The organism is Floccifex porci, assembly GCF_009696175.1.
Taxonomy (GTDB): domain Bacteria; phylum Bacillota_I; class Bacilli_A; order Erysipelotrichales; family Erysipelotrichaceae; genus Floccifex; species Floccifex porci.
In genome coordinates, this window is the sequence record NZ_VUMM01000009.1 from 17,562 (window position 1) to 43,510 (window position 25,949).

A 25,949-nucleotide genomic window follows, 5' to 3' on the forward strand; every position below is an offset into this window, starting at 1 on the left:
AAATGGAGGAAAATGCAATGAGAGATCAGGGAATGTTTTCAATTATTGAAAAAGAAGAACAAAGACAGAAACAGAATGTAGAATTGATTGCTTCAGAAAACTTTGTATCAAAAGAAGTAAGAGAAGCACAAGGTTCTGTATTGACAAATAAATATGCGGAAGGTTATCCGGGAAAACGTTATTATGGTGGATGTATTCACGTTGATGAAGCCGAACGCTTAACGATTCAAAGAGCTCTTGATCTGTTTAAAGCCGAACATGTGAATGTGCAGCCACATTCAGGTTCACAAGCCAATATGGCAGTATACAATACCATTCTAAACCCAGGAGATACTGTACTGGGAATGGATCTGGCAGCGGGAGGACATTTAACACATGGACATCCGTTAAACTTTTCAGGGACGTTATATAACTTTGTTCCTTATGTAGTAAATGCACAAAGTGAATGCATTGATTATGATTTATTAGAAAAACAGGCTTTAGAAGTGAAACCGAAATTAATTGTGGCTGGAGCCAGTGCATATTCTCGTATTATCGATTTTAAACGATTAAGAGAAATTGCGGATAAAGCCAGCTGTTATCTGATGGTGGATATGGCACACATTGCTGGACTGGTCGCAACAGGAGCGCATCCAAGCCCAATTCCTTATGCAGATTTTGTGACAACAACAACTCATAAAACACTTCGTGGTCCAAGAGGAGGAATGGTTTTCTGTAAAAAAGAATTTGCGAAAAAACTGGATTCCAAAGTATTCCCAGGAATGCAGGGAGGACCATTGGAACATGTCATTGCAGCCAAAGGAATCTGTCTGTATGAAGCCAGTCAGCCTGAATTTAAAGAATATATCGATCAGGTATTAAAAAATGTACAGGTTATGGTTAAAGGATTTAAAGAAGCTGGATTCAGAATTGTATCTGGAGGAAGTGACAACCATTTACTGATGGTGGATGTATTAGATTCCATTGGCATGAGTGGAAAAGAAGCGGAAAAATTACTGGATGCAGCTGGTATTACATGCAATAAAAATACCATTCCATTTGATACGCAGAAACCATTTGTGACTTCAGGAATTCGTTTAGGAGCAGCTGCTATGACTTCTCGTGGATTCAAAGAAAAAGAATTTGAACAGGTTACAGAATGGATGATTGAAGTACTGAAAGCCAATAACGAACAGACTTGTGCCGCAATTAAAGAACAGGTTGTAGCTTTAACAAGTCAATTTCCAACGGAGGCCATTCTTTGATTGAAATTTACGCAATTGGAAAAAACAAAGACAAAGCTTTAAGTGAACTGGAAAAGGAATATATTAAACGAATTTCTCCTTTTTCAAAAATCAATGTGATTGAATTTAAAGATGAAACCAATGATCATACGAATCGAGAAAGCGAAGTCATTAAAATAAAAGAAAAAGAAGGAGATCGTGTCTTATCAAAAATCAAGGAAAATGATTTTGTGATCTTACTGGATCTTCATGGAAAGATGATGGATAGTCTTTCTTTTTCCAAAGAACTGGAAAAATGGCAAAGTGCATCCAGTCATATCGTCTTTGTGATTGCTGGTTCATTGGGACCCAGTCAGGCATTGATAAAACGAGCAAATATTCGCTGGAAATTATCGGATCTGACTTTTACGCATCTGATGACAAGAGTTCTGATTTTGGAACAGATTTATCGTGGTTTTATGATTTTAAACGGTCGTTCTTATCATAAGTAACGACCGTAATTTTTTAAAAAAAAGACTTTTACTTTTTTGTATTCATGAGATAATAGAAACGGGATAGAGAAAGAGACTATAAAAAAGGAGGGGATTTTTATGGTGTCAAAGGTACTTATTTTTTTAGGTACGCTTGTGATTGTTTTTTGTATAGGAAAGATGATCAGTGAGATATCTAAAAATATAGATGTAAAGAAAAAGTTAGGGATACTCTTTCTGTTTGGATGTGTCGTTTTCCTGATTCTTTTCTTCCGACTGGATGAGAAATTATGTATCATATCAAGTCTGGTCTGTTCACTTCTTGTTACATCATTAGAATTATTTTTAGAAAAATTTATACCATTATGAACAGCACAAAGATCTTCTATTTAAGATCTTTTTTATTTTTTATGGAATTATTTGTGAAAAACTAGTCAATCAATTTGACTAGTGGTATAATGTAATCGCAAATTTAGACATTATAGGAGGATATAAAATGGCTAAAAAAACTGTTAGAGATCTTGATGTTGCAGGAAAAAAAAGTCTTAGTACGTTGTGATTTTAACGTTCCTAGAAAAGAAGGAAAAATTACAGATGACAATCGTATCGTTATGGCTTTACCTACAATTAAGTATTTAATTGAAAACAATGCGAAAATTGTTTTATTCTCACACTTAGGTAAAGTAAAAACAGAAGAAGACAAAGCAAAAAACAATCTGGAATGCGTTGCTGTTCGTTTACAGGAATTGTTACCAGAAACAAAAGTTACTTTCTGTCCAGTGACTCGTGGACCTGAATTGGAAGAAGCAGTTGCAGGTTTGAAAGATGGAGAAATCGTACTGGTACAAAATACTCGTTATGAAAAAGGCGAAAGCAAAAATGATGAAGAATTAGGTAAATACTGGGCAAGTTTAGGTGATGTATTCGTAGAAGATGCATTCGGTTCTGTTCACCGTGCTCATGCTTCAACTGTAGGTATTCCAACAAATATTAAAGAAAATGGTTTGGGATTCTTAGTTGAAAAAGAAGTTACAATGTTGGGAAAAGCAGTTGATGAACCAGCTCATCCATTTGTAGCTATTATTGGAGGATCTAAAGTATCTTCTAAAATTGATGTTGTTGATAACTTATTAAAGAAAGCAGATAAAGTTATTATTGGTGGAGGTATGGCTTATACTTTCAGTAAAGCAACTGGTGGAAAAATTGGTACTTCATTAGTTGAAGATGATAAATTAGATTTAGCAAAAGAATATCTGGAAAAAGCTGGAGACAAACTGGTTCTTCCAATTGATAATGTAATTGCAGATGCATTCTCTGAAGAAGCAAACACTGGTGTTGCGGATGCTGGTCAGATTCCAGATGGATGGATGGGATTGGATATTGGTCCTAAATCAGTTGAATTGTTCAAAGAAACTTTAAAAGGTGCCAAAACAGTTGTATGGAATGGACCTATGGGTGTATTTGAAATGCCAAAATTTGCCAAAGGTACAGAAGAAGTTTGTAAAGCTATCTCTGAATTAGATGATGCAATCACTGTAATCGGTGGTGGAGATTCAGCTGCAGCTGCTAAACAGTTAGGATATGCAGATAAGTTCTCACACGTTTCTACTGGTGGTGGAGCTTCATTAGAATATATGGAAGGTAAAGTATTACCTGGAATCGCAATCATTGCTGAAAAATAAGGAGTTGTAGACATGGCAAGAAAACCTATTATTGTTGGAAACTGGAAAATGAATAAAAACAATGCAGAAACAAAAGCATTCTTTGAAAAAGTAGATGCAGTTGCTGCAAGTGAAAATGCGACTTATGGAATTGGATGTCCATTCACAGATTTAAGAACAGCTGTAGACAATGCAAAAAATTTAATCGTTGCTGCAGAAAACTGTCACTGGATTGACTCAGGGGCTTATACAGGTGAAGTATCTGTTCCAATGTTAGAAGAAATCGGATTAAAATACTGCATCATCGGTCACTCTGAAAGACGTCAGATGTTTGGAGACACAGATGAAACTGTAAACAAAAAAGCAAAACGTTTAATTGAAGCTGGAATCACTCCAATCTTATGTATTGGGGAAACAGAAGCACAATACGATGCTGGAGAAACTGAAAAAGTAATCCGTGATCAGTTAACTGGTTCTATTGCTGACTTATGTCCAAAATGCGTTGGAAATATGGTTATCGCTTATGAACCAATCTGGGCTATCGGTACTGGTAAATCTGCTACAAAAGACGATGCACAAAAATGTTGTGCAATCGTACGTGACCAGGTTCGTGTAATGTATGGTGACGAAGCAGCTGAAAATGTACGTGTTCAATATGGTGGATCTGTTAAACCTGGAAACATCGTTGAATACATGGCATGTCCAGACATTGATGGTGCATTAATTGGTGGAGCTTCTTTAAAAGAAGATAGCTTTATTGAAATCATTGAAAAAACAAAATAGTCTGATTTTGAGATCCTTCTTATGGAAGGATCTTTTTTTTAAGATTGTCAAAAAAGCTGGTTTTTCTGATACAATACCATTATGAAACCATTAATACTTAAAGAAGATATTTTAGAAGCTCTTAAACGATTAGATGTACAAAGAGGACAAAATATTATGGTTCATGCGTCTTTGTCTTCCATAGGCTATGTATGTGGAGGAGCTCAAAGTGTTATTGAAGCCTTGCTGGAAAGTACAGGGGAACAGGGAACCATTGTGATGCCAACTCAATCCTGGAAAAATTTAGATCCAGAAACAGGAGTTCACTGGGATGTAAAGGAAAAGGATTGGGATCGGATTCGTAAATACTGGCCTGCTTATCAGAAAGATTTGACTCCTACCAATACGATGGGAGCCATAGCCGAAATGTTTCGCTTATGGCCAGGGACATTGCGTTCGAATCATCCAGCCCGTTCAGTGGCAGCCAATGGAAAGAATGCGAAATATATCACAGAAAATCATACACTATCCAATATTTTCACAATGGATTCTCCTGTTGGAAAATTATATGAATTAAATGGATATGTTTTACTGATTGGTGTAGATTATGATAAAAATACTTCTTTACATTTAGCGGATGCCTTAGCTCAATATCCATCAAAACACAATTGTATCGAACACAGTGCCATTTTTGAAAATGGAAAACGGGTATGGAAAGAATATGAAACATTATATGTGGATGGCGATGATTTCATTGAAATTGGTAAAGCATTTGAACAGAAACATGTAGTAAAAAAGACGCATCTTGGAAATGCGACTTTAACGTTTATGTCTCAAAGAGAACTGGTCGATTTTGCGGTTGAATGGATCGAAGAAAATCGATAATCTTAAAAATAACGCATTGGAAAAGGCTGAATCTCACTGATACAGATCACATCATCCAAATCTGCATATTTTATGGGATAGATTTTATTGAATTTTGTAGAATCTGCTAAGATATAAGCCTGTGAACAGCGATGAATGACTTTTTCTTTTACAGCGGCTTCCCAGTCATTTGTGGTTGTGATGCCCGCTTTTTCATGTATGCCATTGGTTCCTAAAAAGGCACAATCAAAATAGAAATGATCCAGATATTCCAATGTTTTCGCACCTGTTATGGCTTCGGTACTTTTTCTTACTATCCCGGGAAGAACAAAAGTTTGAATGTTTTTATTCATTAAAGCATTTAAATGAGGAATTCCAATAGTGACAATTGTGATATTCTTACTATGAATATAAGGAATCATTTCAAAAGTGGTACTTCCTGCATCAATATAAATAGTCTGGTTGTTTCTGATCTTACTGGCTGCTTTTCTGGCAATTTGTATTTTCTCAGAAATATTTTCACTGGATTTATACAACATGGGAAGTTCATCCACCTGTGTCATGCACATAGCCCCTCCATGATATCTTTGAATCAGCTGAAGATCTTCCATCTGCTGAAGGTCTCTTCGAACGGTCGCAATGGAAGTATGACATTCTTTCTGAATTTCTTCACTTGAAACCTTATTTTTTTCTTGAGTGAGTTTTAATATCTTTTGCCATCGATCTTGTTTGTTCATACTTCAATTATAATCGAATATCTGATTGAAACAATCATATTTTGTGATTGTTTTTTTAAAACAATTGATATCTGATTGTTTTTACGTTTAAATGAATTTGAGGTGATATTATGATATATACAGTTACATTTAATCCAGCCTTAGATTATGTGATTCAGGTGAATCATTTTAAAGCGGGACAGATCAATCGAAATACAAAAGAAGATATTTTTTATGGAGGAAAAGGAATTAATGTTTCCTGCATTTTAAATGAATTAAATATTGAAAGTACGGCACTGGGATTCATCGCCAATTTTACAGGAAAAGCTTTAAAAGATGGATTGAGTCAGATGGGAATTTATACGGATTTTATTGAAGTTCAAAAAGGAATGACTCGTATCAATGTAAAAATGAAATCGGATGAAGAAACAGAAATCAATGGGATGGGCCCTGTAATCGAAAAAGTACATTTTGATGCATTGCTGGAAAAGATTCATTCACTGAAAAAAGGAGATTTTCTGATATTATCTGGAAACATTCCATCTTCTGTACAAAGTGATGCCTATGAAAAAGTAATCGAACAATTAAATGAAGATGTTGATTTTGTGATTGATGCGGAAAAAGATCTGCTGATGAAAACATTACCTTATCATCCATTTTTAATTAAACCGAATAATCTGGAATTACAGGAAATTTTTGGGGTTACTTTTGAAACAGAAGAACAGATCATTGACTGTGCAAAAAAACTTCAGGAAATGGGAGCTAAAAATGTACCGGTGTCTATGGCAAAAGATGGAGCCATTTTAGTGGATGAAAATGGAAATGTATATAAACAGGGTGTCTGTAAAGGAAATGTTGTGAATTCAGTAGGAGCAGGAGATTCCATGGTGGCTGGATTTATTGCCGGTGTTCTTAAAAAGAAAGGGTACAAAGAAGCTTTAAAGCTGGCGACCGCCTGTGGAGGAGCCACAGCCTTTCATTCAGGACTGGCAACTTATGATCAGATACTGGATGCGATGAAAACATTGGAGTAGTTTATGGAAAAACAATTAAGAAATTTAATTAAAGAAAATACAAAAAATGAACAATATGAAAACAACCATGCTTTATATTTAGGAAAAGTATTGGGATTTTCTCGAAATTGGATTTCTTCTCATTTAAACGATCTTTATAATAATGGAAGTTTTATTAAAATCAATTCTCGACCGGTATTATTTTTAGATAAAGAAGTACTGGAAGAAAGATATAAGAAACCCATACCAAAGAATTTATACAATTCTTTAGAAGATTTGAATCATTCTATGAAAAATAAAGAAGAAGACTTTCAGACTTTAATTGGATACGATGGTTCTTTAAGAAGTGTAGTGGAAACGTGTAAAGCCAGTCTAAGCTATCCACCTAATGGACTTCCTACTTTATTATATGGTCCTACAGGAACAGGTAAAAGTCTGATTGTGAAGAAAATGTATGAATATGGAATTCATCATCATATCTTTAAATCAGACTCTCAATATGTACATGTGAACTGTTCAGAATATGCCAACAATCCAGAATTATTGACAGCATATTTATTTGGATATAAAAAAGGAGCTTTTACAGGAGCCGATCATGACAATCCCGGTCTGATTCAACAGGCAAATGGAGGGGTTTTGTTTTTAGATGAAGTGCATTGTTTAAAACCAGAATGCCAGGAAAAATTATTTTTATTTATGGACAATGGAACGTATCGACAGATCGGAGACAATGAACATCTTTATACAAGTAAAGTATTTCTGGCATTTGCGACAACAGAAAATCCTAAAGACGCCTTATTAAAAACATTATTGAGACGAATTCCGATACAGATTTCAATTCCTTCTTTAGAACAAAGAGGAGAAAAAGAGAAGTCCAGACTGATTGTATCTTTACTGGAAAATGAATCAAAACAGATTCATAAAGAAATAAAAATCACATCCAGCTGTTATCATACTTTATTAAATACGACATATGAAGGAAATGTAGGGGAATTAAAAAATATATTAAAACAGACCTGTATGAATGCTTTATTCAGCAGTGAAAATAAGAACTGTATTACCATCAACAATCTTCATTTACCACATTCTCTATCTATTACATCGGGAACGATAATGATGGTGGAACATGAGAATTTTACTCTGGAACAGCTAAAACAGAAATCCGCAAATGAATTGGGGTACAATATCATAAAAAATATTCAGAAATGGACTTTGCGATTGCAGAATAATGAAATATTACTGGATGAATATTTTGATAAGATCTATGTTCTGGTTTCTCAATACATCAATTCCATTTTATTTTCCGATCAGAAAGCTATGTATGCTTCCAATCTGGGAATTGTAGAAGCCATCAAATCGATTATTGAAATGGTAAATCAGAAATATCGCTGCAATTTAAAAGATAAGGAAATCAATGCGATCTGTATGTTTTATCTGGATTACTTTTCCAATCGTTCAGAGGCTTCTAAAGTAGATATTGAAGAATACGATGTATTTATATCTCTAATAAAAAAACAGTATGTAAAAGAAACACAGATTTTAAGTTCCATCAACGATCTGGTACATCTACATTTAAATATTAAGATGAATGATTTTTTTCAATCGTGTCTGGCTTTATATCTATCCAGAATATGGAATGAAGTTTTACAGAAACAAAGAATTGGAATCATTATTGCGCATGGATACGCCACTGCATCTTCGATTGCTTCTTCTGTAAATAAGATGCTGGATACCTATGTATTTGATGCCTTGGATATGCCTTTGGATACAACCACAGACCGGATTCTGGATAAGCTGAATGCGTTTATTAAAAATTGTATGAATATTAAAGATCTGGTTCTATTAGTGGATATGGGTTCTTTAGAGGATATCTATAATGATTTAAAGCCCAATGATTTTAATATTGCCATTGCCAATAATGTATCGACAAAATTTGCCTTATATGTAGGTCAAGGTATGATACAGAATCAGTCACTAAAACAGATTTTTGATCAGTCAATTGAAAATATCAATATCAGCTATAAGATTGCTGAGCGAAAAGAAAAAGAAAAAATTATTTTATGTTCCTGTGCAACGGGTTTAGGTACAGCAGAAAAACTGAAAGAAATACTGGAAGATTCTTTACCAGAGAAATTATCGGTTAAAGTACTGACGTATGATTATTCCACTCTGGTTAAAAATCATCTGGGTTCGGAATTTTTTGAACGATATGAAGTTTTATGTATTGTAGGAACCTTAAATCCAAATATTCCAGGTCTTCAGTTTGTTTCGATTGAAGATCTGATCGTAAATGAATCTTTTGGATTTTTAACCGATTATTTTGAAGGGCTGTTATCAAAAGAAGATATGGATCAGTTTCAGAAGAATTTATTAAAGAATTTTTCTTTAACCAATATCATTATGAATCTGACTTTCTTAAATCCCAATAAATTACTGGAGCACGTAGCGGATTCCATTGATGTTCTACAAACTTTACTAAATACCACTTTTACCAATAATATGTGTTTTGGTCTGTATGTACACATTTGTTGTCTGATAGAAAGACTGGTTTCCAGAGATGGAATCGATTCTTATATTAAGACACTGGATGAATGTTCCTTAGAATTTCAGGATTTCTATTTTAATCTGAAATCGGCTTTTCAGAAAGTAGAAAAATATTATCGCATTCAGATTCCCATTGAAGAAGTGGAATACATCTATATTTATATACAGAATATGAAGGAAACCAGTAAAAATGAAGACGATGAATAAACTGAATGTGAATGGACAGATGGTAGAAGCCATTTATAGAGAAGAAGACATTGAAACAATATTTAAACCTCTTTTAGAAAGATGGTATAAAATGTATCAGGCAAAGAAGAAGCGAATCATTGTTGGTTTAGCAGCCTGTCCAGGAAGTGGAAAAAGCACTTTATCTTTATTTCTTGAAACTTTATTTTGTGCTTTATATAAAGATGTTTCTTTTCAAAGTATAGGTATGGATGGATTTCATTATACAAATCAGGCATTAAAAGAAAAACAGCTTCTAAATGAAAAAGGAAGTCCCAATACATTTGATGTCTATAAATTAAAGGAATATATCATTAAGACGAAAAAGGAAGATTGTTTCTGGCCAGTGTATTCACGGATCGTTCATGAACCAGTTGAAAATGAAGTTTTTATTCAAAGTGATATTGTTTTAATTGAAGGAAACTATTTATTATCTGAAGAAAGTCCATGGAATGAAATTGGTATGGAACTGGATGATACCGTTTTTATGTATGTGGATAAAGAAATATTAAAGGAAAGACTGATTCAAAGAAAAAGCCTTTCCATTGGATATGAAAAAGCCTGTTTGTTTTATGAAAATTCAGATTCTAAAAATATAGATTATGTATTGAATACAAAAAGAAAAGCCAATGTAGAATTTACAGTAAAATAGCCGGAAGGCTATTTTACTATATTCTGCACCCATATATTACTTTTTACTAAAAAATAACCTACGAAGGCTTTGATCGCATCGATAAATGTAATGAGAACGATCAGTGTATGAATGGAAAAAGAAGTATATCTTGTGAGTATGAAGGCAAATGGAATAACTATGATCCATGTATAGCCACTGTCAAATAAAAAAGTAATACCGATTTTTCCTCCACTTCGTAATATAAAATAAGAAGAATTGGCATAGCTCCACAAGGGCATAGCCAGAGCATTGATCAGAATAAAATAAGTAGCCAGAGATTGTATAGAAACACTTGTCTGATAGATTTTTGGAAAGGCAATGCCAATGGGAATCATACAGATGGCAACCAGTGTGGTCACCATACACACAAAAGGCATCAGCTTCTTTACATCCTCTTTGGCCTGATCAAACTGACTGGCTCCTAATCTGGTACCTGTCATAATTCCTATAGCTGAACCAAACTGAATATAGACCACGCCAAATAAATTGGTCAGAGTACTGGCAATGTTTCTGGCAGCTATAACATCCAGTCCTTTTACACTGTAACACTGGGCAATGGTAGACATTCCCAGAGACCATAAAAATTCATTGACCAGTAAAGGAAGACTTTTTAATAAAATCTGTTTGGCTAAAGAAGCGGGAATATCAAATACATTGGCATAAGCATGGACTAAATAAGGATTCTTATTTAAATGCGTGTGAGCCCAGAAAATCATGACAAAAGCTTCAATGATTTTTGCGATTACAGTAGCTATGGCTGCTCCTTTGACTCCCATAGCCGGAAATCCAAATTTACCAAAGATCAAAGCATAATCTAAGACTAAATTAAATCCAATAGCAGATAAAGCTGCATACATTGGGATTTTTGTTTCTTTACATTCCCGAATAGCTGAACAGTAGACTTGTCCAATTCCAAATGGAATTAAAGAATACACTATGATAGAACAGTAATCTTTTCCATACTGCAGTGTCTGTAAAATGACTTCCTGTGAATCTTTTTCAGATAAAAATAAAGAAATCAGCTGCGTATCAAACAATTGAAAAATAAAAAAACCAGTTAGAATGATAAGAGAAGCAAACAACAGTCGAAAACGAAATGTATATTTCTGTCCTTGTGCATTTCTTTGTCCAAAAAACTGGCATCCAAAAATACTGGCACCGGATACCGAGCCGAAAATTGTGATATTAAAGACAAAAATAAACTGATTGACGATGGAAACCCCACTCATCTGCATCGTTCCAATCTGTCCTACCATAACATTGTCTAACATACTGACAAAATTTGTGATCATATTCTGAAGGATCATTGGGATGGCAATGGCCAAAGCGTGCAGATAAAAGTCACGGGTTCCTATATATTGTTTGATTCGGTTCATATAGTTCACCTCCTCAAGTTCATATATGATATCATTTTATATTAAAAATTTAAACACCGACACTAATTGGCATGAAATTTGCTATATAAAGGCGAAGTGAGAAAGGAGAGAAGAAAATGAGTATTGTTTTAGGTAGAATTGACTATCGTTTACTGCATGGAATTGTAGCCACTATGTGGGCTCCTCAGTCTGGGGCACAGCGTGTTATGGTAATTGATGATAAAGTAGCTAATGATCCAGTTATCAAAGAAAGCATGCGATTGGGAAAACCAGCTGGGATGGCTTGTTCCATTATTACACTGGAAACCGCTATTAAAAATTTTAAAGCTGGAAAATACGATGGCCATAAAGTGTTTGTGGTTTGTGAAAAACCAGAAACAATGCTTGCACTGGAAGAAGAAGCTGGACAGAAAATTCCTAGAATTGTAGTAGGAATCACAAGAGACAATAAAACACAGGGAACTCCAGTGAGTTCACGTGCCAGTATTATGGATTCACAGAAAGCAACATATAAAAAACTAATTGAAAATGGTACACAGGTGGATGTTCAATTCACAACAACAGATAAAGCTGAGCCATTACAATCAAAAATCAGCTTATAAAAGAAGAGGAGAAGAAAAAAATGACTGTCATTCAAATTGTTTTGATCACTTTGATTGCGTATTGGAAAATGACGGACACAGTTACATTGCAGTTATTCGCATTTAATACCATTGTATGTGGCTGGTTAGTCGGTTTAGTTATGGGAGATCCTGCTACAGGATTGTATATTGGTGCAACAATGCAGCTGATGTCTATGGGTGTTGTTGCCGTTGGTGGTTCATCTATGCCAGATTATCCAGTGGCTGCCATTATTGCCACTGCCATTGCCTGCTCCACAGGAAGAGGAATGGAAGCTGGATTGGCAATTGGTATCCCAGTTGCGATGTTAGGGGTTAACTTTGACGTTATCTATAAAATCTTCAATGGTTTCTTAATGCATAAAGAAATGTCACTGATCGAAAATGGAAAATTTGCTTCCTTCTTACGTTTAGTAAAAGTTTCTCCAGTTTTCTACGGATTGTGTTCTGCATTACCAGTATTCTTATGTGTTGCTGTTGGTCCAACAGTTGTAAATGCAGTGTTAGACTTCATGCCAGCATGGTTTACAACAGGCTTATCAATTGCTGGTGGAGTTCTTCCTGGTGTCGGGATGGCAATGTTGTTAATGTATATGCCATTAAGCAAATACTGGTCATTCCTGATTATTGGATTTGTATTAACAGCTTATTTAGGTGTTCCTGTATTAGGTGTTGGTGCGGTAGGTTTAGCTGCTGCTTATGAAGTATATAAGAAAGAAATGAGAGCGGCAACAGCTCCAGCTGGTGCAGTTTCTTCTTTAGGAGATTTAGAAGATGAGTAAAGAAAAAATATTGACAAAAAAAGATTGTCGCCAGGCGGCAAGACGCTGGCTGATCGGTATTTCAACGTTCAACTATGAAACACAATTGGCACCTTCTTATGCCTTCTCTGTCTATCCATTGTTACGTAAAATGTATCCAGATGATGAAGATTTCAAAGCATCTTTATTAAACGCAATGAAATATTATAATACAATGCCTTGGATCTCTCCATTTGTAATGGGAGCGGCTTTAGGTATCGAAGATGAAGGTGGAGTGGATTCACTGGAAGCGGTCAATAACTTTAAAGTTGGTATCATGGGTCCTTTAGCAGGTATCGGTGATACAATTGGCTGGGCTATGATTCCTACAATCTTCGGATCGATTGCTGCCAGCATGGGTATGCAGGGAAATCCATTGGGAATCTTCTTATGGGCTGCCTTTACATTTGCTTTCTTAGCAGTTCGTATCCTTGAAGTGGAATGGGGATACAACATGGGTATTAACGTTGTCACAAAATTAGGAAAGCAGATTACAGTCTTCACAGAAGCCTGTTCTGTACTTGGTTTAACAGTTGTTGGTGCTTTAATTGCTTCTGTTGTCAATTTAAAAACAGGTCTTACTTTCACAAATGGTGACGTTGTGATGGAAGTACAGGGACTGATCGATGGTGTTATGCCACGTTTACTTCCAGTTGTTGCGGTAGGACTGATGTATTTCTTTATGAATAAAAAGAAAGTAAAGATGACTCATATGATTCTGATCATCATCGTTCTTTCTTGGATCGGTGCTGCAACAGGTATCTTTACGGCTTAGAAAAGTGTACAGCTAAAGAAGTCCCAGGCTTCTTTAGCTCTTTGTTTATGATAAAATAGAACTGAAATGGAGAATTGTTATGAGAAGATTTATTTTTGCATCCCATCATAAATTGGCATATGGACTAAAAGACACCGTTAATTTTTTAACAAATTCGACAAAAGACATTTATGATATCAATGCATATCTGGATGATGGAGAAAACATTGATGAAATTGTTCCTCAATTGTTTCAATCCTTTGAACCAGAAGATGAAGTGATTGTCTTAACGGATATGATGGGAGGAAGCGTTTATCAGAAGTTCTATCCTTATATGAATGATAAAGTCCATGTTCTTTGCGGTATGAATCTGCCGATGGCTTTATCTTTTATCTTAGCCAGTGAAGATATACCTTTTACCAGTGATTCGATACAATCCATCTTAAACGATTGTAAAAATCAGATGGTTTATGTAAATAATTTTAGTGTTCAGGTCGATGAAGACGATGAATAGGAGTGTTGAATATGAAAATCAGTAAAATGATTGAAAATATAAAGAAGTATCATAAAGGATATGGAACCATTGATGATTCTACATCCAGAGATCAGATTCTGTTTGGAAATCCTGATCAGGAATGTACTGGAATTGTGACAACATGCTGGGCCAGTGTGGATGTCATTCGCTTTGCGATTGAAAAAGGAGCCAATTTCATCATTTGTCATGAAGCTTTGTTCTGGAATCATGGAGATCATACAGACTGGTTAGAAGAATCTAAAAATTCTGTCTATTTGGAAAAGAAACAGCTGATGGAAGAAAACAATATTTGTGTCTGGAGAAATCATGATTATATTCATTCTGGAATTCCATACAATGGAGATTATACCGATGGAATCTTTATTGGTCTGGCAAATAAAATGGGATGGGATCATTTAATTGACAATCCAATCAATACTTTTGATGATTCTTTAGTCTGTTCAACCGCATATGAATTTGATTCACAGATCGATGCACAGGATCTTGCTAAACAGCTGGTGGATACATGTCAGTTAAATGGAATCAAATTAATGGGAAATGAACAGACAAAAATAAAAAAAGCAGCGGTTCTGTTCCATGTATTTGGAGATGCGAAACAGGCGATAATGGATACAGAAAAAAGTGATATCGATTGTCTTTTGACAATGGAACTGATTGATTTTACGTATGCAGAATACATTCGAGATTCAGGATGTTTAAACCGCAATCGTGTAGCCTTAGGAATGGGACATTTCAATCTGGAAGAACCAGGAATGGAATATATGCTGACTTATCTCAAAGATGCCTGCCAGTGTGATGTACCTTGCTGGTTTAAACAATCGGGAGATAACTATAAATATATAGTGAAATAACATGAATTTATCAAATTTTAGAGATTTACACGATGTGTATCCGGTTATTAAAAAGAATCTTCTGTTTCGAAGTGATGCACCTTTACAATTTAAAAAAGAAGACTGGGATGAACTGTATCAGTTAAACATTCGGACCATTATTGATTTTCGAAGTGAACTGGAAATTAAAGAGGATGGATATATTTGTGATGATCGCTTTGTACATTATAACTGGTGCTGTTTAATGCCGGAAACAGGAATTGATGATTTTTATTTTCCCAGACTGGTCACAAAAGCTTCCACAAAAGAAGAAATCATTCAACTGTCTTCTTTTATTCGAAATGGATATAAAGTCATTCCGTTTCAGAATAAGGCCTTTTTAAATGTATTTCAATTAATGGAAGAAACTGATGGAGCTATCTTATTTCATTGTGGATCAGGAAAAGATCGTACGGGTATCTTTTCTGCACTGATATTAACTTTATTTGGATGTGATTTAGATACAATCTATAAAGATTATCTAATCAGTAATGAATCGGTACAGAAACATTTAATGCCCATATTATATAAATCGGATTATACCAAAGAAGTAAAAGAAACTTTATATTATGTCTGTTCGGTACATTCAGAATTATTAGAATCCACATTTGATGCCATTTTAAATCGATATTCTTCCATGGACGAATATTTTGAAAAAGAATACAATATCAATAAAGAATTATTAAAAAGAAAGTACTGCATCAATGAAAACGCAACTGATTCCAAAATTAACCCAGACACAACAATTTAATAAAAAACAGCAGCAGTATCTGCATGTCCTTTCCTGTAATTCTATACAGTTACAGTCTTATCTAAAAGAATTGTCTATTGACAATCCATGTATTCAGATGAAAGAAGATGGATATGATTTACTGCTGGAATATCAATACAATAAACCTGATTTAAGAGAACATATTTTAAATCGGGTTCGTTTATTTAATGAAAAAATTGATGAAATGGTGGTTGAATATTTAATTTCCTGTCTGAATGACAATGGATATTTTGATAAACCACTGGATTCTATCCTTAAAGAAAGTAACTGGAATAAAGAGACTCTTCTTTATCATATAAATCTATTAAGACAATGTGAACCATATGGATTGTTTTCTTTTGATTTGAAACAATGTTTACAGATACAGTGTGAACAGAGTGAAAAACCAGAAAGTGAAACGGGATACATTCTATGTTCATATCTGAATGAACTGGCTTATTCTAAATTTGATGAAATCATAGAAAAAACGGATTTAGAATATGATGAAATTATAGAAGGATTTCAGTTTATTAAAACATTAAATCCAAAACCAGGCAGTGCTTTTTCAAAAAAGAGTACCTATTTAGTTCCTGAATGTAAAATAAGAATCATCGATGAACAGATTAAAATTGAAATGTTTAATATAGATGTAGACATTGAACTGATTGACAGTGAAGTTTTAAAAGAACAGAGAAAACAGGCTTTACTGATATTTAATGCGATGCAGAAAAGAAATATGACACTGATCCAGATTTTAAATGCGATCTGTCAGATACAGAAAGATTTCTTTCTATATCATAAAGAATTAAAACCATGTACTTTAGAAAAGATCGCAAAGGAATGTGGACTGGCAATTTCTACTGTTTCAAGAGCAATCATGAATAAATCTTTTGAATTTGAAAATGAATATTATCCCATCAAATATTTATTTTCTCATGGAGGAGTGTCTCAATTAAGCAAACAGTATATTCAGAATCAGATAAAAAAATCATTGATCAGGAAGATAAAAATTATCCATTCAGTGATGAAAAGATTCGAAAATATTTAGAAAAAGAAAATATCATTGTATCCAGAAGAACTATTACAAAATATAGAGAACAGATGTTTATATTAAATTCAAGACAAAGAAAGATATGGGAGGAATAAAATGTTAGATCCTAGACCGATAAAATCCGATTTAAAAACAAGATATATTAATCCAGAAAAAGAGAAACCATCAAGATGGTCATTTTTAAAGATATTAAGAGAATATAGTACTTTAAAACAATTCTATCCAGAAATCAATCCGTATGCAGAAGTATATAAATTCAGAGACAATGTGTACTGTATTTATTACGATGGCATTCATGCAGCAGAAATGTGGTGTTATTTAATTGATGGACCTGAAAAAGCTTTACTGATCGATACAGCCTTTGGATTGGGAGATTTAAAAGGACTGATTCATAAATTAGTGGGAGATAAAGAAGTAATTGTATGTAATACCCATAGACACATTGATCATGTTTCTGGAAACAGTCATTTTGAAAAAGTGTATTGCCATTATGCCGATGCACAGGCTATTAAAGACAATCAAAGTGCACAGGTAGTTTATGATTTTGTGCACGATGAAAATGGAGAATTGTCTTATACATGGTTTGATGAAAACGATTTACCTCCATTTAGTCCATATGAAGTGATTGGTGTAGACAATCATCATTATTTTGATTTAGGACAAGGTTACATAGTGGAACTGATTCATTTACCAGGACATACTGCGGGACAATCTGGATTTTTAGATCATCAGAATGGATGTTTCTTTATCGGAGATGTAACCAGTGCTTTTGGGGGAGACGAGAAAGAACAATATCCAGAATTCTGCACTATTAATTCTTTAAGAGATGCCTTAAAAGATTTTATGCCAAGAATCGAAGAAGTATCGGGAATTTTTCCAGGACATGGAACCATCGATCTGCATCCAAAAACATTGCAGTATATCATGGATACAGCCAATCGAATCATTGCCCATCCAGACTGGTATGATACAAAAGTAGATTTCTTTGGAACAGAAATGTATGCCAAATTTATTTACCAGCAGGGAAGTGACTTAAAATATACAAAAGAAGCTGTCATAAAAGAGTAAACCGTTCATACGGTTTTTTCTTTTCTTTAAAATGGAAAGTGCTAAAATAAATCCATAAGGGGGATAATTTTTATGTGGATACTTTGTGGGGGATTCAGTATTCTTTTCTGTATTGTTAACTGGCTTTTGTTTCGTTTAAATCGAAGACTATCCATCTGGGCAATGATTTCCAGTTTAACTTTTCTGATTCTGACATTATTACAGGTGATTCGAATGAATGTAGACTGGATTTATAAATCGGACTGGAGTACTTTGCAGGATGTAATGCCAGAAATATTTCCATATCTATTATTGTTTTCAATATTATTCCATTTTTTACAGGAAATAAAAAAAATTAAAAAATTTGAGCAAATTAGATGTATTCTAATTTTAAAAAGTTTATAATGATAACAGTTAAAAGGAGGAAATTTAATATGTCTAAATGGGTATGTAAAGTATGTGGATATGTATATGAAGGAGATTTTTTACCAGAAGATTTCACATGTCCAGTATGTAAAGTTCCAGCAAAAATGTTTGAAGAAGTAAAAGGAGAAATGAAATTAGCAGCCGAACATGAATTTGGTATTTATGAAAAAACTGTAAAAAACAATCCAGATATTTCAGATGAAGATAAACAATATATTTTTGATCAGTTAAAAGCAAATTTCGAAGGTGAATGTTCAGAAGTCGGTATGTATTTATGCATGGCTCGTATTGCACACCGTGAAGGATATCCTGAAATTGGTTTATACTGGGAAAAAGCAGCTTTTGAAGAAGCAGAACATGCAGCTAAATTTGCGGAATTGTTAGGATCTGATTTAGAACCAAATATGACAGATTCAACTAAGAAAAACTTAGCATGGCGTGTGGATTGTGAATTTGGTGCAACAGCTGGTAAATTTGAATTGGCTAAATGTGCTAAGAAAAACAATCTGGATGCGATTCATGATACAGTTCATGAAATGGCACGTGATGAAGCTAGACATGGTAAAGCTTTAAAAGGTTTATTAGAAAGATATTTTAAATAAGATGTAAGGAATTGATTTAAAAATCAGTTCCTTTTTTTTATAATATAAACAAGGGGATGTTTATATGGAGATTATAGAAAGACTGAAACAGATTGAAGGAATTAAATTATTATATGTGTGCGAAGCAGGAAGTCGGGCGTATGGATTGCATAATGAAGAGAGTGATTATAATATCCGTTTTATTTATTCGATGCCTCTGCATTCTTATTTGAATTTATTTGGACAGAAAGAAGAAATGGAAATACAGGAAGAACATTTTGATATTGTTGGATGGGACATAAAAAAAGTATTGCGAACGGTATCAAAAAGTCAGACAAATTTATATGAGTGGCTGGCTTCTCCTGTTGTATATTATGAAGATTCAGGTTTTTTGCCGATTCGTAAATGTTTACTGGAAAAAGGATTTTCACTTCGTACACTGGCTTTACATTATATATCTATGGCCAGAAACAATTATAAGAAAATTATAAATCGTGAAAATATTGGAGTTAAAAGCTGTTTATGGGTATTAAAACCTTTACTGATGGCAAAATGGATACTGGAAAAAAATGAACTTCCACCTGTAAATTATAAAGATCTGATTCAGCTAAGAACCAGTATTAAAAATAAACTGGAGAAATTAATTGTGCTTCGTAAAAATAACATTCGTCAGGTTCCATTTACTCGAGATCTTGAATATTTTATTGAACAGGAAATGGATCTGGGAATGAAGAAAATCATATCTTTAGAAGAAAATGAAAGATTAACAGAAGACAGTCTTAATCAGATGTTTATTCAGATGGTTTCATCGGGATGGAATCGAATGGAACAGCAGGTTCCAGAAATGGGTAAAGATGTTATATTACTGATGAAATCCATTTCAAACAATCAGTATTATTACGCAAAGGCATATGTGTTAGGAAGTGGACGATTTACAATCAATGGAAAAGTCTTTGTACAGAATATTATTACCAATTCCTATGAACCGGTGGCCTGGCTTTATATAGAAGAACCATCTAAAGATTTCATGGATTCTGTATTTGTTAAGGAAAAGTAAAATTTTTTTAAAAAATTTTGTATTTAATCAAATTCTATGGTATCTTATAGATAACTAGAAGTCTGTAAAAGGGGGTAGATGATAGTGAGTTTAATTGAAAATAACGGAAAGAAAGTCGCATCCGTGTTATGTGTAGCCAGTTGTTTTCCAGTGGTAGCTACTGTTTACGCAATGGAAACAAATCCAGGATGGCACGGAGATAAATATGTAAACGAAGATGCAACAGTTGCAAAAGGTTGGCAGGAAATCGAAGGTAAATCGTATTATTTTTCAGAAGAAGATGGTACGGTTGATGAAAAGACAACAGAAGATGCAGTGGTTGCGACTGTAAATGTTGAAATGACAGAAACAGTTACAGCAGAAGTAAAAACAGAAACAGCAGATTTTGTTTCAACTGAAATTCAAAAAGAAGAATCCAATACAACTGATGTTCCAGAAGTTTCTGACAAAGAAGAGGTTGTAGAAGTTCCTGAAACACCAGCTGAAGAAGTACCAGAAGTTCCAGCAGAAGAACAGACTCCGGTTACACCGGAAGCACCAGCTGAACAAACACCAGCGGTTCCTGAAACACCTGCAGAACCAGAAGCTCCTGCAGAAATTGAAACACCAGTTATTCCGGAAGCACCAGCTGAACAAACACCAGCAGTTCCTGAAACACCAGCAAATCCTTACCAGGATTTAAACGATCGTATTGCTTCTTCTGCTCTTTCACTTGTTGGAGTTACGGATGGTCAATGGTGTACACAGGTTGTACAGCAGGCATTGGCATTGGCTGGAGTACAGGATGCTTATCAGTTATGGCCAGATCAGTATGTAGGTCAGTATGGATATTATACAGATGATCCACAGGCTGGTAACCTGGTTTATTACTACAATGGAGGACGTGGAGTCGATCACATTGCCGTTTATATCGGAAATGGAATGGCTGTTCATGGTAACTACTATGATGAAAATGGAGTCAGCAAGACAGTTGTTGCTTCCGTTTATATCAATGGTGGAGCTCCTCAATTTATTCAGGTACAACGTTAATTTGAAAGTCTAGTGTAAAACTAGACTTTTTTTTGTTATAATAAGTGGGCTATAAGGAGGACAGAAGTATGGATGCATATGAAAATTTATGTACAAGAAGAAGTATTCGAAACTATAATGATCAGGAAGTTTCAGATGAAGTTTTAGAAAAAATAGTTTATGCAGGACAATGTGCTCCAACAGGGAGAAATCGTCAGAATACAGGTTTTGTTGTGATAAAAAATAAAGAGATGATTGATAAATTATCCAAAATGAATGCAGAAATCCTGCACACAGACAGCGATCCATTTTTTGGAGCAAAAGCTGTTATTGTTGTTTTAGTGGATACCAAAGAAGGAAGTACCTATGAATACGATGGGGCTCTGGCTATGGGAAATTTAATGAATGCAGCCCATGCTTTAGGCGTTTCTTCCTGCTGGATCCATCGAGCTCGAGAAATGTTTGATTCCAAAGAAGGAAGAGAATTGTTGAATCAGTGGGGATTTAGTGAAACGTATGCAGGAATTGGAAACTGTATTCTGGGTTACAGCGAACAGGAAGTTTCTATGTGCAAAAGAACATCAAAGGTGGTATGGGTCAAATGAGAATTGGACAATCCATTGATATACATCCATTAAAAGAAAATCGGGATCTGATTTTAGGGGGTGTAAAAATTGAGCATCCTCTTGGTTTGTATGGACATTCCGATGCCGATGTACTGGTGCATGCCATTGCGGAAAGTATTCTAGGTGCTCTGGCTTTAGGCGATCTGGGAAAACATTTTCCAGATACCGATCCTAAGTATAAAGGAATATCCAGTATTGTACTTTTAGAACATGTATATGCATTAATGAAAGAAAAAGGGTATCATATTGGAAATGTGGATGCGACCATTTTAGCAGAAAAGCCGAAAATGGCAGGCTATATTCTTAAAATGAGAGAAAACATTGCACATTCTCTTCATTGTGATATAGACAGAATTTCCATTAAAGCCACTCGTGGAGAAAAATTAGGTTTTGTAGGAAGAGAAGAAGGAATTGCTTCGATGTGTGTCTGTTTACTGGAGGAAGAAAAATGAGAGCGGTAATCCAATTGGTAAAACATGCAAGCTGTACTATAGATTCAAAAAAAGTATCTTCAATTGAAAAAGGGTATTGTATTCTGGTTGGTTTTAAAGAAAGCGATACGAAAGAAATTGTAGATAAAATGGTTTCTAAAATTATGAAATTGCGTATTTTTATGGATGAAAATGAAAAGATGAATTTATCGATCTTAGATGTAAAAGGTTCCATTTTATCCATTTCCCAATTTACTTTATATGCCAATTGTAAAAAAGGAAATCGTCCTAGTTTTATAGAAGCGGCTAAGCCTGTAATTTCTATGCCTCTGTATGATTATTTTAATGAAAAATGTTTAGAATATGTACCTGTACAGACAGGTGTATTTGGTGCAGATATGAAAATTGATTTGTGTAACGATGGTCCAATTACCATTGTATTGGATAGTGATGATCTTTAGGAGTTTATATGATAAATAAAGAATATGATTTAAATTATATAGTGGAAATGAAAAAAGAACATCCTTGTCATAAATCCACACAGTGGAAGGTGATTCGTATGGGAGCCGATATTCGAATCAAATGTTTAGGATGTGGGGCCAGTGTATTAATGCCTAGAGTTAAATTTGAAAAGAAATTAAAAAAAGTAATCAGTAAAGGAGAATAATTGATATGTCTTTAACAGCTGGAATTGTAGGACTTCCAAATGTAGGGAAATCCACTTTATTTAATGCCATTACAAAATCACAGGTAGAGGCAGCCAATTATCCATTTGCGACCATTCAGCCCAATGTAGGAATTGTAGAAGTTCCAGATCATAGAGTGGATCGCTTATGTGAGCTGTTTCATCCAAAGAAAACCATTTATACAACGTTTGAATTTACCGATATTGCTGGACTGGTAAAAGGAGCCAGTAAAGGAGAAGGACTGGGAAATCAGTTTTTATCCAATATACGTCTGACCGATGCGATCTGTCATGTGGTTCGCTGTTTTGATGACAACAATATTACTCATGTGGAAGATTCCATTGATCCGATTCGTGATATTGAAATCATCAATCTGGAACTGATTTTTGCGGATCTGCAGACCATTGAAAATCGAAGAAGCAAGATCGAAAGAAAAGCAAAAACCAATAAAGATAAAGAATCTTTAGCGGAACTGGCTTTGCTGGATCGTCTGCAGCCATGGCTGGAACAGGAAAAACCTGCTCGTTTGCTGGATCTGAATGAAGATGAAAAAGCACTGGTGAAAAGCTATAACTTATTGACCGCAAAACCAGTGATCTATGTTGCCAATCTGGATGAAGAAGGTGTGATGGATCCAGATTCTGTGGATTATTACAATCGGGTAAAAGAATTTGCGATTCAGGATCAGAGTCAGGTGATTGCTCTTTGTGCCAAAATGGAAGAAGAATTGTCTGGTTTAGAAAAAGAAGAAAAAGATGCATTTTTAGAAGAATTGGGTGTTCCTTATTCAGGGCTGGATCTTTTGATCAAGAGTGCCTATTCGGTATTGAATTTATGTACATTCTTAACCGCTGGAGAAGACGAATGTCGTGCATGGACTTTTAAAAAAGGAATGAAAGCACCGGATTGTGCAGGAGTGATCCATACCGATTTTAAACGTGGATTCATTCGTGCAGAAGTGTATCGTTTTGAAGACATTGACCAGCTGGAAACCGAAGCAGCCATTAAGGAAGCGGGTCGTTTGCGTTTAGAAGGGAAAGACTATGTTGTGCAGGATGGAGACATTATGCACTTCCGTTTTAATGTATAATCATGTTTAATATTCGTTCACTTGCCATTCGATTACTGGCTCTATTAATTGCTTTTACCCTTCATGAATTTGCTCATGCTTTGGTTTCCTATAGTTTAGGAGATCGAAGTGCAGGAACACACAATCGATTGACGATCAATCCACTGGCTCATATTGACTGGATGGGGCTGTTGTGTTTATTTGCGTTTGGATTTGGATGGGGAAAACCGGTTACCGTGGATCCTCGCTATTATAAAGATCCCAAAAATGGTATGGTATGGACCGCTTTTGCTGGACCTGTCATGAACTTTATTTTAGGATTTGTCTGTATCTTCTTTTATTATTTGATTTTAGGATTTATTCCTTCTTTATATTATACTGGCATTGGTAGTTTTATATTGGATCTATTGGCACAGACGGCTTATTTATCCATTGGCTTAGGAATTTTTAACTGCATTCCCATTCCACCATTGGATGGATCTAAAGTATTATTTTCCTTTTTAGATGAAGATAAATACTTTAGACTGATTCAGGGGACTCCTGTATTATCAATAATCTTTATTGCAATCTTATTTTCAGGAGTGATCAATGCACCTATTTACCATTTAGAAAGTTCAATGGTTTCTTTATTTTCAAATATCAGTATGAAAATTATGGGGTTATAAACATATGTTAGAAATGAAAATAAATGAATTCACAGAAGAATTATCTTGTTCAAAAGCCACTCCTGGAGGAGGAGGTGCCAGTGCACTGGCAGGAGCTTTAAGTGCTTCTTTAGGTTCAATGGTGGGAAATTTAACGGTCAATAAAAAGAAGTATGCCCATGTAAAAGAACAGATTGAATCTTGTTTAGAAAAATCAGAAAGCCTTCGTAAAGTATTACTGGAAGATATTCAAAAGGATGCATTGGCTTTTGAGCCTTTATCAAAAGCATATGGAATTCCAAAAGAAGATAAAAATCGAGAAGAAATCCTGGAACAATGTTTAAAACAGGCAGCTCTTGCCCCTTTTGAAATGATAAAACATATAGGTCAGGTAATAGATGTACTGGAAATCTATGCAGAAATTGGATCTAAACTGGCAATTTCTGATGCGGCAACGGCTGCCAGTATTGCCTATGGAGCTTTAAAAGGAGCGGCCATCAATGTATATGTCAATACGCATCTGATGAAAGAAAAAGACTATGCCAGTCAACTGGAAGAACAGGTACAGTCTTATCTGGATCTATATTGTCAAAAAGCTTTAAGAATCTATGATTCTGTACTGGAAAGGATCTAAAATATGATTTTGTATGGAAATGAAGTTGCCAAGGCTATTGATGAAAAAAGCATGACTCTGGCAAAAAGAAATAAACCGGTTTTAGCCATTGTAAGAGTGGGAAACAAACCCAGTGATTTATCTTATGAAAGAGGATTGATGAAACGATGTGAAAAAATCGGAGTGGAAGTCAGAAATGTTATCATGGATGAAAAGGTATCCAAAGAACAGTTTTATTCAAAGCTGGATTCTTTAAACCAGGATACAGATATTCATGGAATCTTAATGTTTAGACCTTTACCGGTATATCTGGACAATGAGAAAGCCAGAAACTATATTTCTTCCAGTAAAGATGTAGATGGCTGTACAAATGAAAGTTTAGCTGGGGTATTTACCAATACTCCTGTTGGATATGCTCCCTGTACAGCTCAGGCGGTAATGGAATGTCTGGATCATTATGATATAGATGTTACTTCTAAAAATGTTGTCATTGTGGGAAGAAGTCTGGTGGCTGGAAAACCATTGTCTATGATGATGTGTTCTAAAAATGCGACGGTAACTTTATGTCATACAAAAACAAAAGACTTAAAAGAAATCACAAAAAAAGCAGAAATAGTTGTTGTTGCCACAGGACAGATGGAATCCATGGACGACACTTATTTTTCAAAAGGACAAACGGTTATTGATGTAGGAATCAACTATAATGAAATTAAACAGAAATTATGTGGAGATATTCTTTATGAAAAAGTAGAACCGGTTGTAGACAATATTACACCGGTTCCAAAAGGAATTGGATCAATCACAAATAGTATATTGGTTTATCATGTATGTCAGGCAGCTAATCAAAATTAGCT

At 34.7% G+C, this 25,949-nt stretch carries 29 protein-coding genes and 2 pseudogenes; 29 read left to right on the forward strand and 2 right to left on the reverse strand.

What is annotated here, in order from left to right; genetic code table 11:
- The first annotated feature begins 17 nt into the window (after nucleotides 1-17).
- The 6 genes and pseudogenes from glyA to FYJ50_RS05740 all read left to right on the forward strand — a co-directional run bounded on the left by glyA (nucleotide 18) and on the right by FYJ50_RS05740 (nucleotide 5,001).
- A complete protein-coding gene (glyA, locus tag FYJ50_RS05715) occupies nucleotides 18-1,244 on the forward strand; it encodes a serine hydroxymethyltransferase (protein ID WP_154460126.1) in 1,227 nt (408 codons plus the stop codon).
- Nucleotides 1,241-1,714, forward strand: a complete 474-nt coding sequence (locus tag FYJ50_RS05720) for a 23S rRNA (pseudouridine(1915)-N(3))-methyltransferase RlmH (protein ID WP_154460127.1) — start codon at nucleotides 1,241-1,243, stop codon at nucleotides 1,712-1,714. Before glyA ends, FYJ50_RS05720 begins: the two co-directional genes overlap by 4 nt.
- Nucleotides 1,715-1,813: 99 nt before the next feature.
- Complete coding sequence (locus FYJ50_RS05725; RefSeq protein ID WP_154460128.1) at nucleotides 1,814-2,062, forward strand: hypothetical protein; 249 nt, start codon at nucleotides 1,814-1,816, stop codon at nucleotides 2,060-2,062.
- 127 nt (nucleotides 2,063-2,189) lie between these two features.
- Nucleotides 2,190-3,375, forward strand: a pseudogene (locus FYJ50_RS05730) (phosphoglycerate kinase).
- Between the two features lie 12 nt (nucleotides 3,376-3,387).
- Entirely contained in the window at nucleotides 3,388-4,137 is a 750-nt protein-coding gene (tpiA, locus tag FYJ50_RS05735; protein WP_154460129.1) for a triose-phosphate isomerase, read from the forward strand.
- Nucleotides 4,138-4,218: 81 nt separating this feature from the next.
- On the forward strand, nucleotides 4,219-5,001 hold the full coding sequence (locus FYJ50_RS05740) for an AAC(3) family N-acetyltransferase (RefSeq protein WP_154460130.1): 783 nt from the start codon (nucleotides 4,219-4,221) through the stop codon (nucleotides 4,999-5,001).
- Between the two features lie 2 nt (nucleotides 5,002-5,003).
- Here the strand turns inward: FYJ50_RS05740 and FYJ50_RS05745 are convergent, their stop codons facing one another.
- Entirely contained in the window at nucleotides 5,004-5,717 is a 714-nt protein-coding gene (locus FYJ50_RS05745; protein WP_154460131.1) for a DeoR/GlpR family DNA-binding transcription regulator, read from the reverse strand.
- 110 nt (nucleotides 5,718-5,827) lie between these two features.
- Between FYJ50_RS05745 and pfkB the strand changes: the two genes are divergently transcribed.
- Genes pfkB through FYJ50_RS05760 form a run of 3 tightly spaced genes read left to right on the forward strand, consistent with a single transcriptional unit; the run spans nucleotide 5,828 to nucleotide 10,130 of the window.
- Nucleotides 5,828-6,730, forward strand: coding sequence for a 1-phosphofructokinase (gene pfkB / locus FYJ50_RS05750; protein ID WP_154460132.1), 903 nt, complete (start codon nucleotides 5,828-5,830; stop codon nucleotides 6,728-6,730).
- Between the two features lie 3 nt (nucleotides 6,731-6,733).
- Nucleotides 6,734-9,460, forward strand: a complete 2,727-nt coding sequence (locus tag FYJ50_RS05755; RefSeq protein ID WP_154460133.1) for a sigma 54-interacting transcriptional regulator — start codon at nucleotides 6,734-6,736, stop codon at nucleotides 9,458-9,460.
- Nucleotides 9,444-10,130, forward strand: coding sequence for a nucleoside/nucleotide kinase family protein (locus FYJ50_RS05760; RefSeq protein ID WP_154460134.1), 687 nt, complete (start codon nucleotides 9,444-9,446; stop codon nucleotides 10,128-10,130). Before FYJ50_RS05755 ends, FYJ50_RS05760 begins: the two co-directional genes overlap by 17 nt.
- A gap of 8 nt (nucleotides 10,131-10,138) precedes the next feature.
- Here FYJ50_RS05760 and FYJ50_RS05765 read toward each other — a convergent pair whose 3' ends face one another.
- On the reverse strand, nucleotides 10,139-11,527 hold the full coding sequence (locus FYJ50_RS05765) for an MATE family efflux transporter (protein WP_154460135.1): 1,389 nt from the start codon (nucleotides 11,525-11,527) through the stop codon (nucleotides 10,139-10,141).
- A 116-nt stretch (nucleotides 11,528-11,643) separates the two neighbouring features.
- On the opposite strand from FYJ50_RS05765, the gene FYJ50_RS05770 reads away from it, so the two are divergent.
- From FYJ50_RS05770 to FYJ50_RS05870, 20 genes and pseudogenes are all read left to right on the forward strand, one after another.
- Nucleotides 11,644-12,129, forward strand: a complete 486-nt coding sequence (locus FYJ50_RS05770; RefSeq protein WP_154460136.1) for a PTS sugar transporter subunit IIB — start codon at nucleotides 11,644-11,646, stop codon at nucleotides 12,127-12,129.
- 20 nt (nucleotides 12,130-12,149) lie between these two features.
- A complete protein-coding gene (locus FYJ50_RS05775) occupies nucleotides 12,150-12,929 on the forward strand; it encodes a PTS mannose/fructose/sorbose/N-acetylgalactosamine transporter subunit IIC (RefSeq protein ID WP_154460137.1) in 780 nt (259 codons plus the stop codon).
- Entirely contained in the window at nucleotides 12,922-13,722 is an 801-nt protein-coding gene (locus FYJ50_RS05780) for a PTS system mannose/fructose/sorbose family transporter subunit IID (protein WP_154460138.1), read from the forward strand. Before FYJ50_RS05775 ends, FYJ50_RS05780 begins: the two co-directional genes overlap by 8 nt.
- Before the next feature lie 79 nt (nucleotides 13,723-13,801).
- The gene (locus tag FYJ50_RS05785) at nucleotides 13,802-14,215 is read left to right on the forward strand and encodes a PTS sugar transporter subunit IIA (protein WP_154460139.1); all 414 of its coding nucleotides are present in this window, start codon (nucleotides 13,802-13,804) and stop codon (nucleotides 14,213-14,215) included.
- An 11-nt stretch (nucleotides 14,216-14,226) separates the two neighbouring features.
- Nucleotides 14,227-15,087: a Nif3-like dinuclear metal center hexameric protein gene (locus tag FYJ50_RS05790; RefSeq protein ID WP_154460140.1), complete on the forward strand. Its 861-nt coding sequence runs from the start codon at nucleotides 14,227-14,229 to the stop codon at nucleotides 15,085-15,087.
- Nucleotide 15,088: 1 nt separating this feature from the next.
- Nucleotides 15,089-15,856 (forward strand): tyrosine-protein phosphatase, encoded by a 768-nt coding sequence (locus tag FYJ50_RS05795; protein ID WP_154460141.1) that lies wholly within the window; start codon nucleotides 15,089-15,091, stop codon nucleotides 15,854-15,856.
- Nucleotides 15,810-17,002, forward strand: a pseudogene (locus tag FYJ50_RS05800) (RNA polymerase factor sigma-54). The gene FYJ50_RS05795 and the pseudogene FYJ50_RS05800 overlap by 47 nt, the downstream one beginning before the upstream one ends.
- Nucleotide 17,003: 1 nt before the next feature.
- Complete coding sequence (locus tag FYJ50_RS05810; protein WP_154460143.1) at nucleotides 17,004-17,975, forward strand: MBL fold metallo-hydrolase; 972 nt, start codon at nucleotides 17,004-17,006, stop codon at nucleotides 17,973-17,975.
- A gap of 72 nt (nucleotides 17,976-18,047) precedes the next feature.
- A complete protein-coding gene (locus FYJ50_RS05815) occupies nucleotides 18,048-18,359 on the forward strand; it encodes a hypothetical protein (RefSeq protein WP_154460144.1) in 312 nt (103 codons plus the stop codon).
- Nucleotides 18,360-18,388: 29 nt separating this feature from the next.
- Nucleotides 18,389-18,982, forward strand: a complete 594-nt coding sequence (locus tag FYJ50_RS05820) for a ferritin family protein (RefSeq protein ID WP_154460145.1) — start codon at nucleotides 18,389-18,391, stop codon at nucleotides 18,980-18,982.
- Between the two features lie 64 nt (nucleotides 18,983-19,046).
- A complete protein-coding gene (locus tag FYJ50_RS05825) occupies nucleotides 19,047-20,018 on the forward strand; it encodes a nucleotidyltransferase domain-containing protein (protein ID WP_154460146.1) in 972 nt (323 codons plus the stop codon).
- A gap of 78 nt (nucleotides 20,019-20,096) precedes the next feature.
- The gene (locus tag FYJ50_RS05830; protein ID WP_154460147.1) at nucleotides 20,097-21,047 is read left to right on the forward strand and encodes an NlpC/P60 family protein; all 951 of its coding nucleotides are present in this window, start codon (nucleotides 20,097-20,099) and stop codon (nucleotides 21,045-21,047) included.
- 68 nt (nucleotides 21,048-21,115) lie between these two features.
- Nucleotides 21,116-21,631, forward strand: a complete 516-nt coding sequence (locus FYJ50_RS05835) for a nitroreductase family protein (RefSeq protein WP_154460148.1) — start codon at nucleotides 21,116-21,118, stop codon at nucleotides 21,629-21,631.
- Entirely contained in the window at nucleotides 21,628-22,104 is a 477-nt protein-coding gene (gene ispF / locus FYJ50_RS05840) for a 2-C-methyl-D-erythritol 2,4-cyclodiphosphate synthase (protein ID WP_154460149.1), read from the forward strand. Before FYJ50_RS05835 ends, ispF begins: the two co-directional genes overlap by 4 nt.
- Nucleotides 22,101-22,544 carry a D-aminoacyl-tRNA deacylase gene (gene dtd / locus FYJ50_RS05845; RefSeq protein WP_154460150.1) on the forward strand — a complete coding sequence of 148 codons (444 nt, stop codon included), beginning with the start codon at nucleotides 22,101-22,103 and terminating at the stop codon, nucleotides 22,542-22,544. The genes ispF and dtd overlap by 4 nt, the downstream gene beginning before the upstream one ends.
- Nucleotides 22,545-22,552: 8 nt before the next feature.
- Nucleotides 22,553-22,750, forward strand: coding sequence for a DUF951 domain-containing protein (locus FYJ50_RS05850; protein WP_154460151.1), 198 nt, complete (start codon nucleotides 22,553-22,555; stop codon nucleotides 22,748-22,750).
- 5 nt (nucleotides 22,751-22,755) lie between these two features.
- Complete coding sequence (ychF, locus tag FYJ50_RS05855) at nucleotides 22,756-23,859, forward strand: redox-regulated ATPase YchF (protein ID WP_154460152.1); 1,104 nt, start codon at nucleotides 22,756-22,758, stop codon at nucleotides 23,857-23,859.
- 2 nt (nucleotides 23,860-23,861) lie between these two features.
- The gene (locus FYJ50_RS05860) at nucleotides 23,862-24,503 is read left to right on the forward strand and encodes a site-2 protease family protein (protein WP_154460153.1); all 642 of its coding nucleotides are present in this window, start codon (nucleotides 23,862-23,864) and stop codon (nucleotides 24,501-24,503) included.
- Nucleotides 24,504-24,507: 4 nt separating this feature from the next.
- Nucleotides 24,508-25,116 carry a cyclodeaminase/cyclohydrolase family protein gene (locus FYJ50_RS05865; RefSeq protein WP_154460154.1) on the forward strand — a complete coding sequence of 203 codons (609 nt, stop codon included), beginning with the start codon at nucleotides 24,508-24,510 and terminating at the stop codon, nucleotides 25,114-25,116.
- Nucleotides 25,117-25,119: 3 nt separating this feature from the next.
- Nucleotides 25,120-25,947: a bifunctional 5,10-methylenetetrahydrofolate dehydrogenase/5,10-methenyltetrahydrofolate cyclohydrolase gene (locus FYJ50_RS05870; RefSeq protein ID WP_154460155.1), complete on the forward strand. Its 828-nt coding sequence runs from the start codon at nucleotides 25,120-25,122 to the stop codon at nucleotides 25,945-25,947.
- The last annotated feature ends 2 nt before the right edge of the window (nucleotides 25,948-25,949 follow it).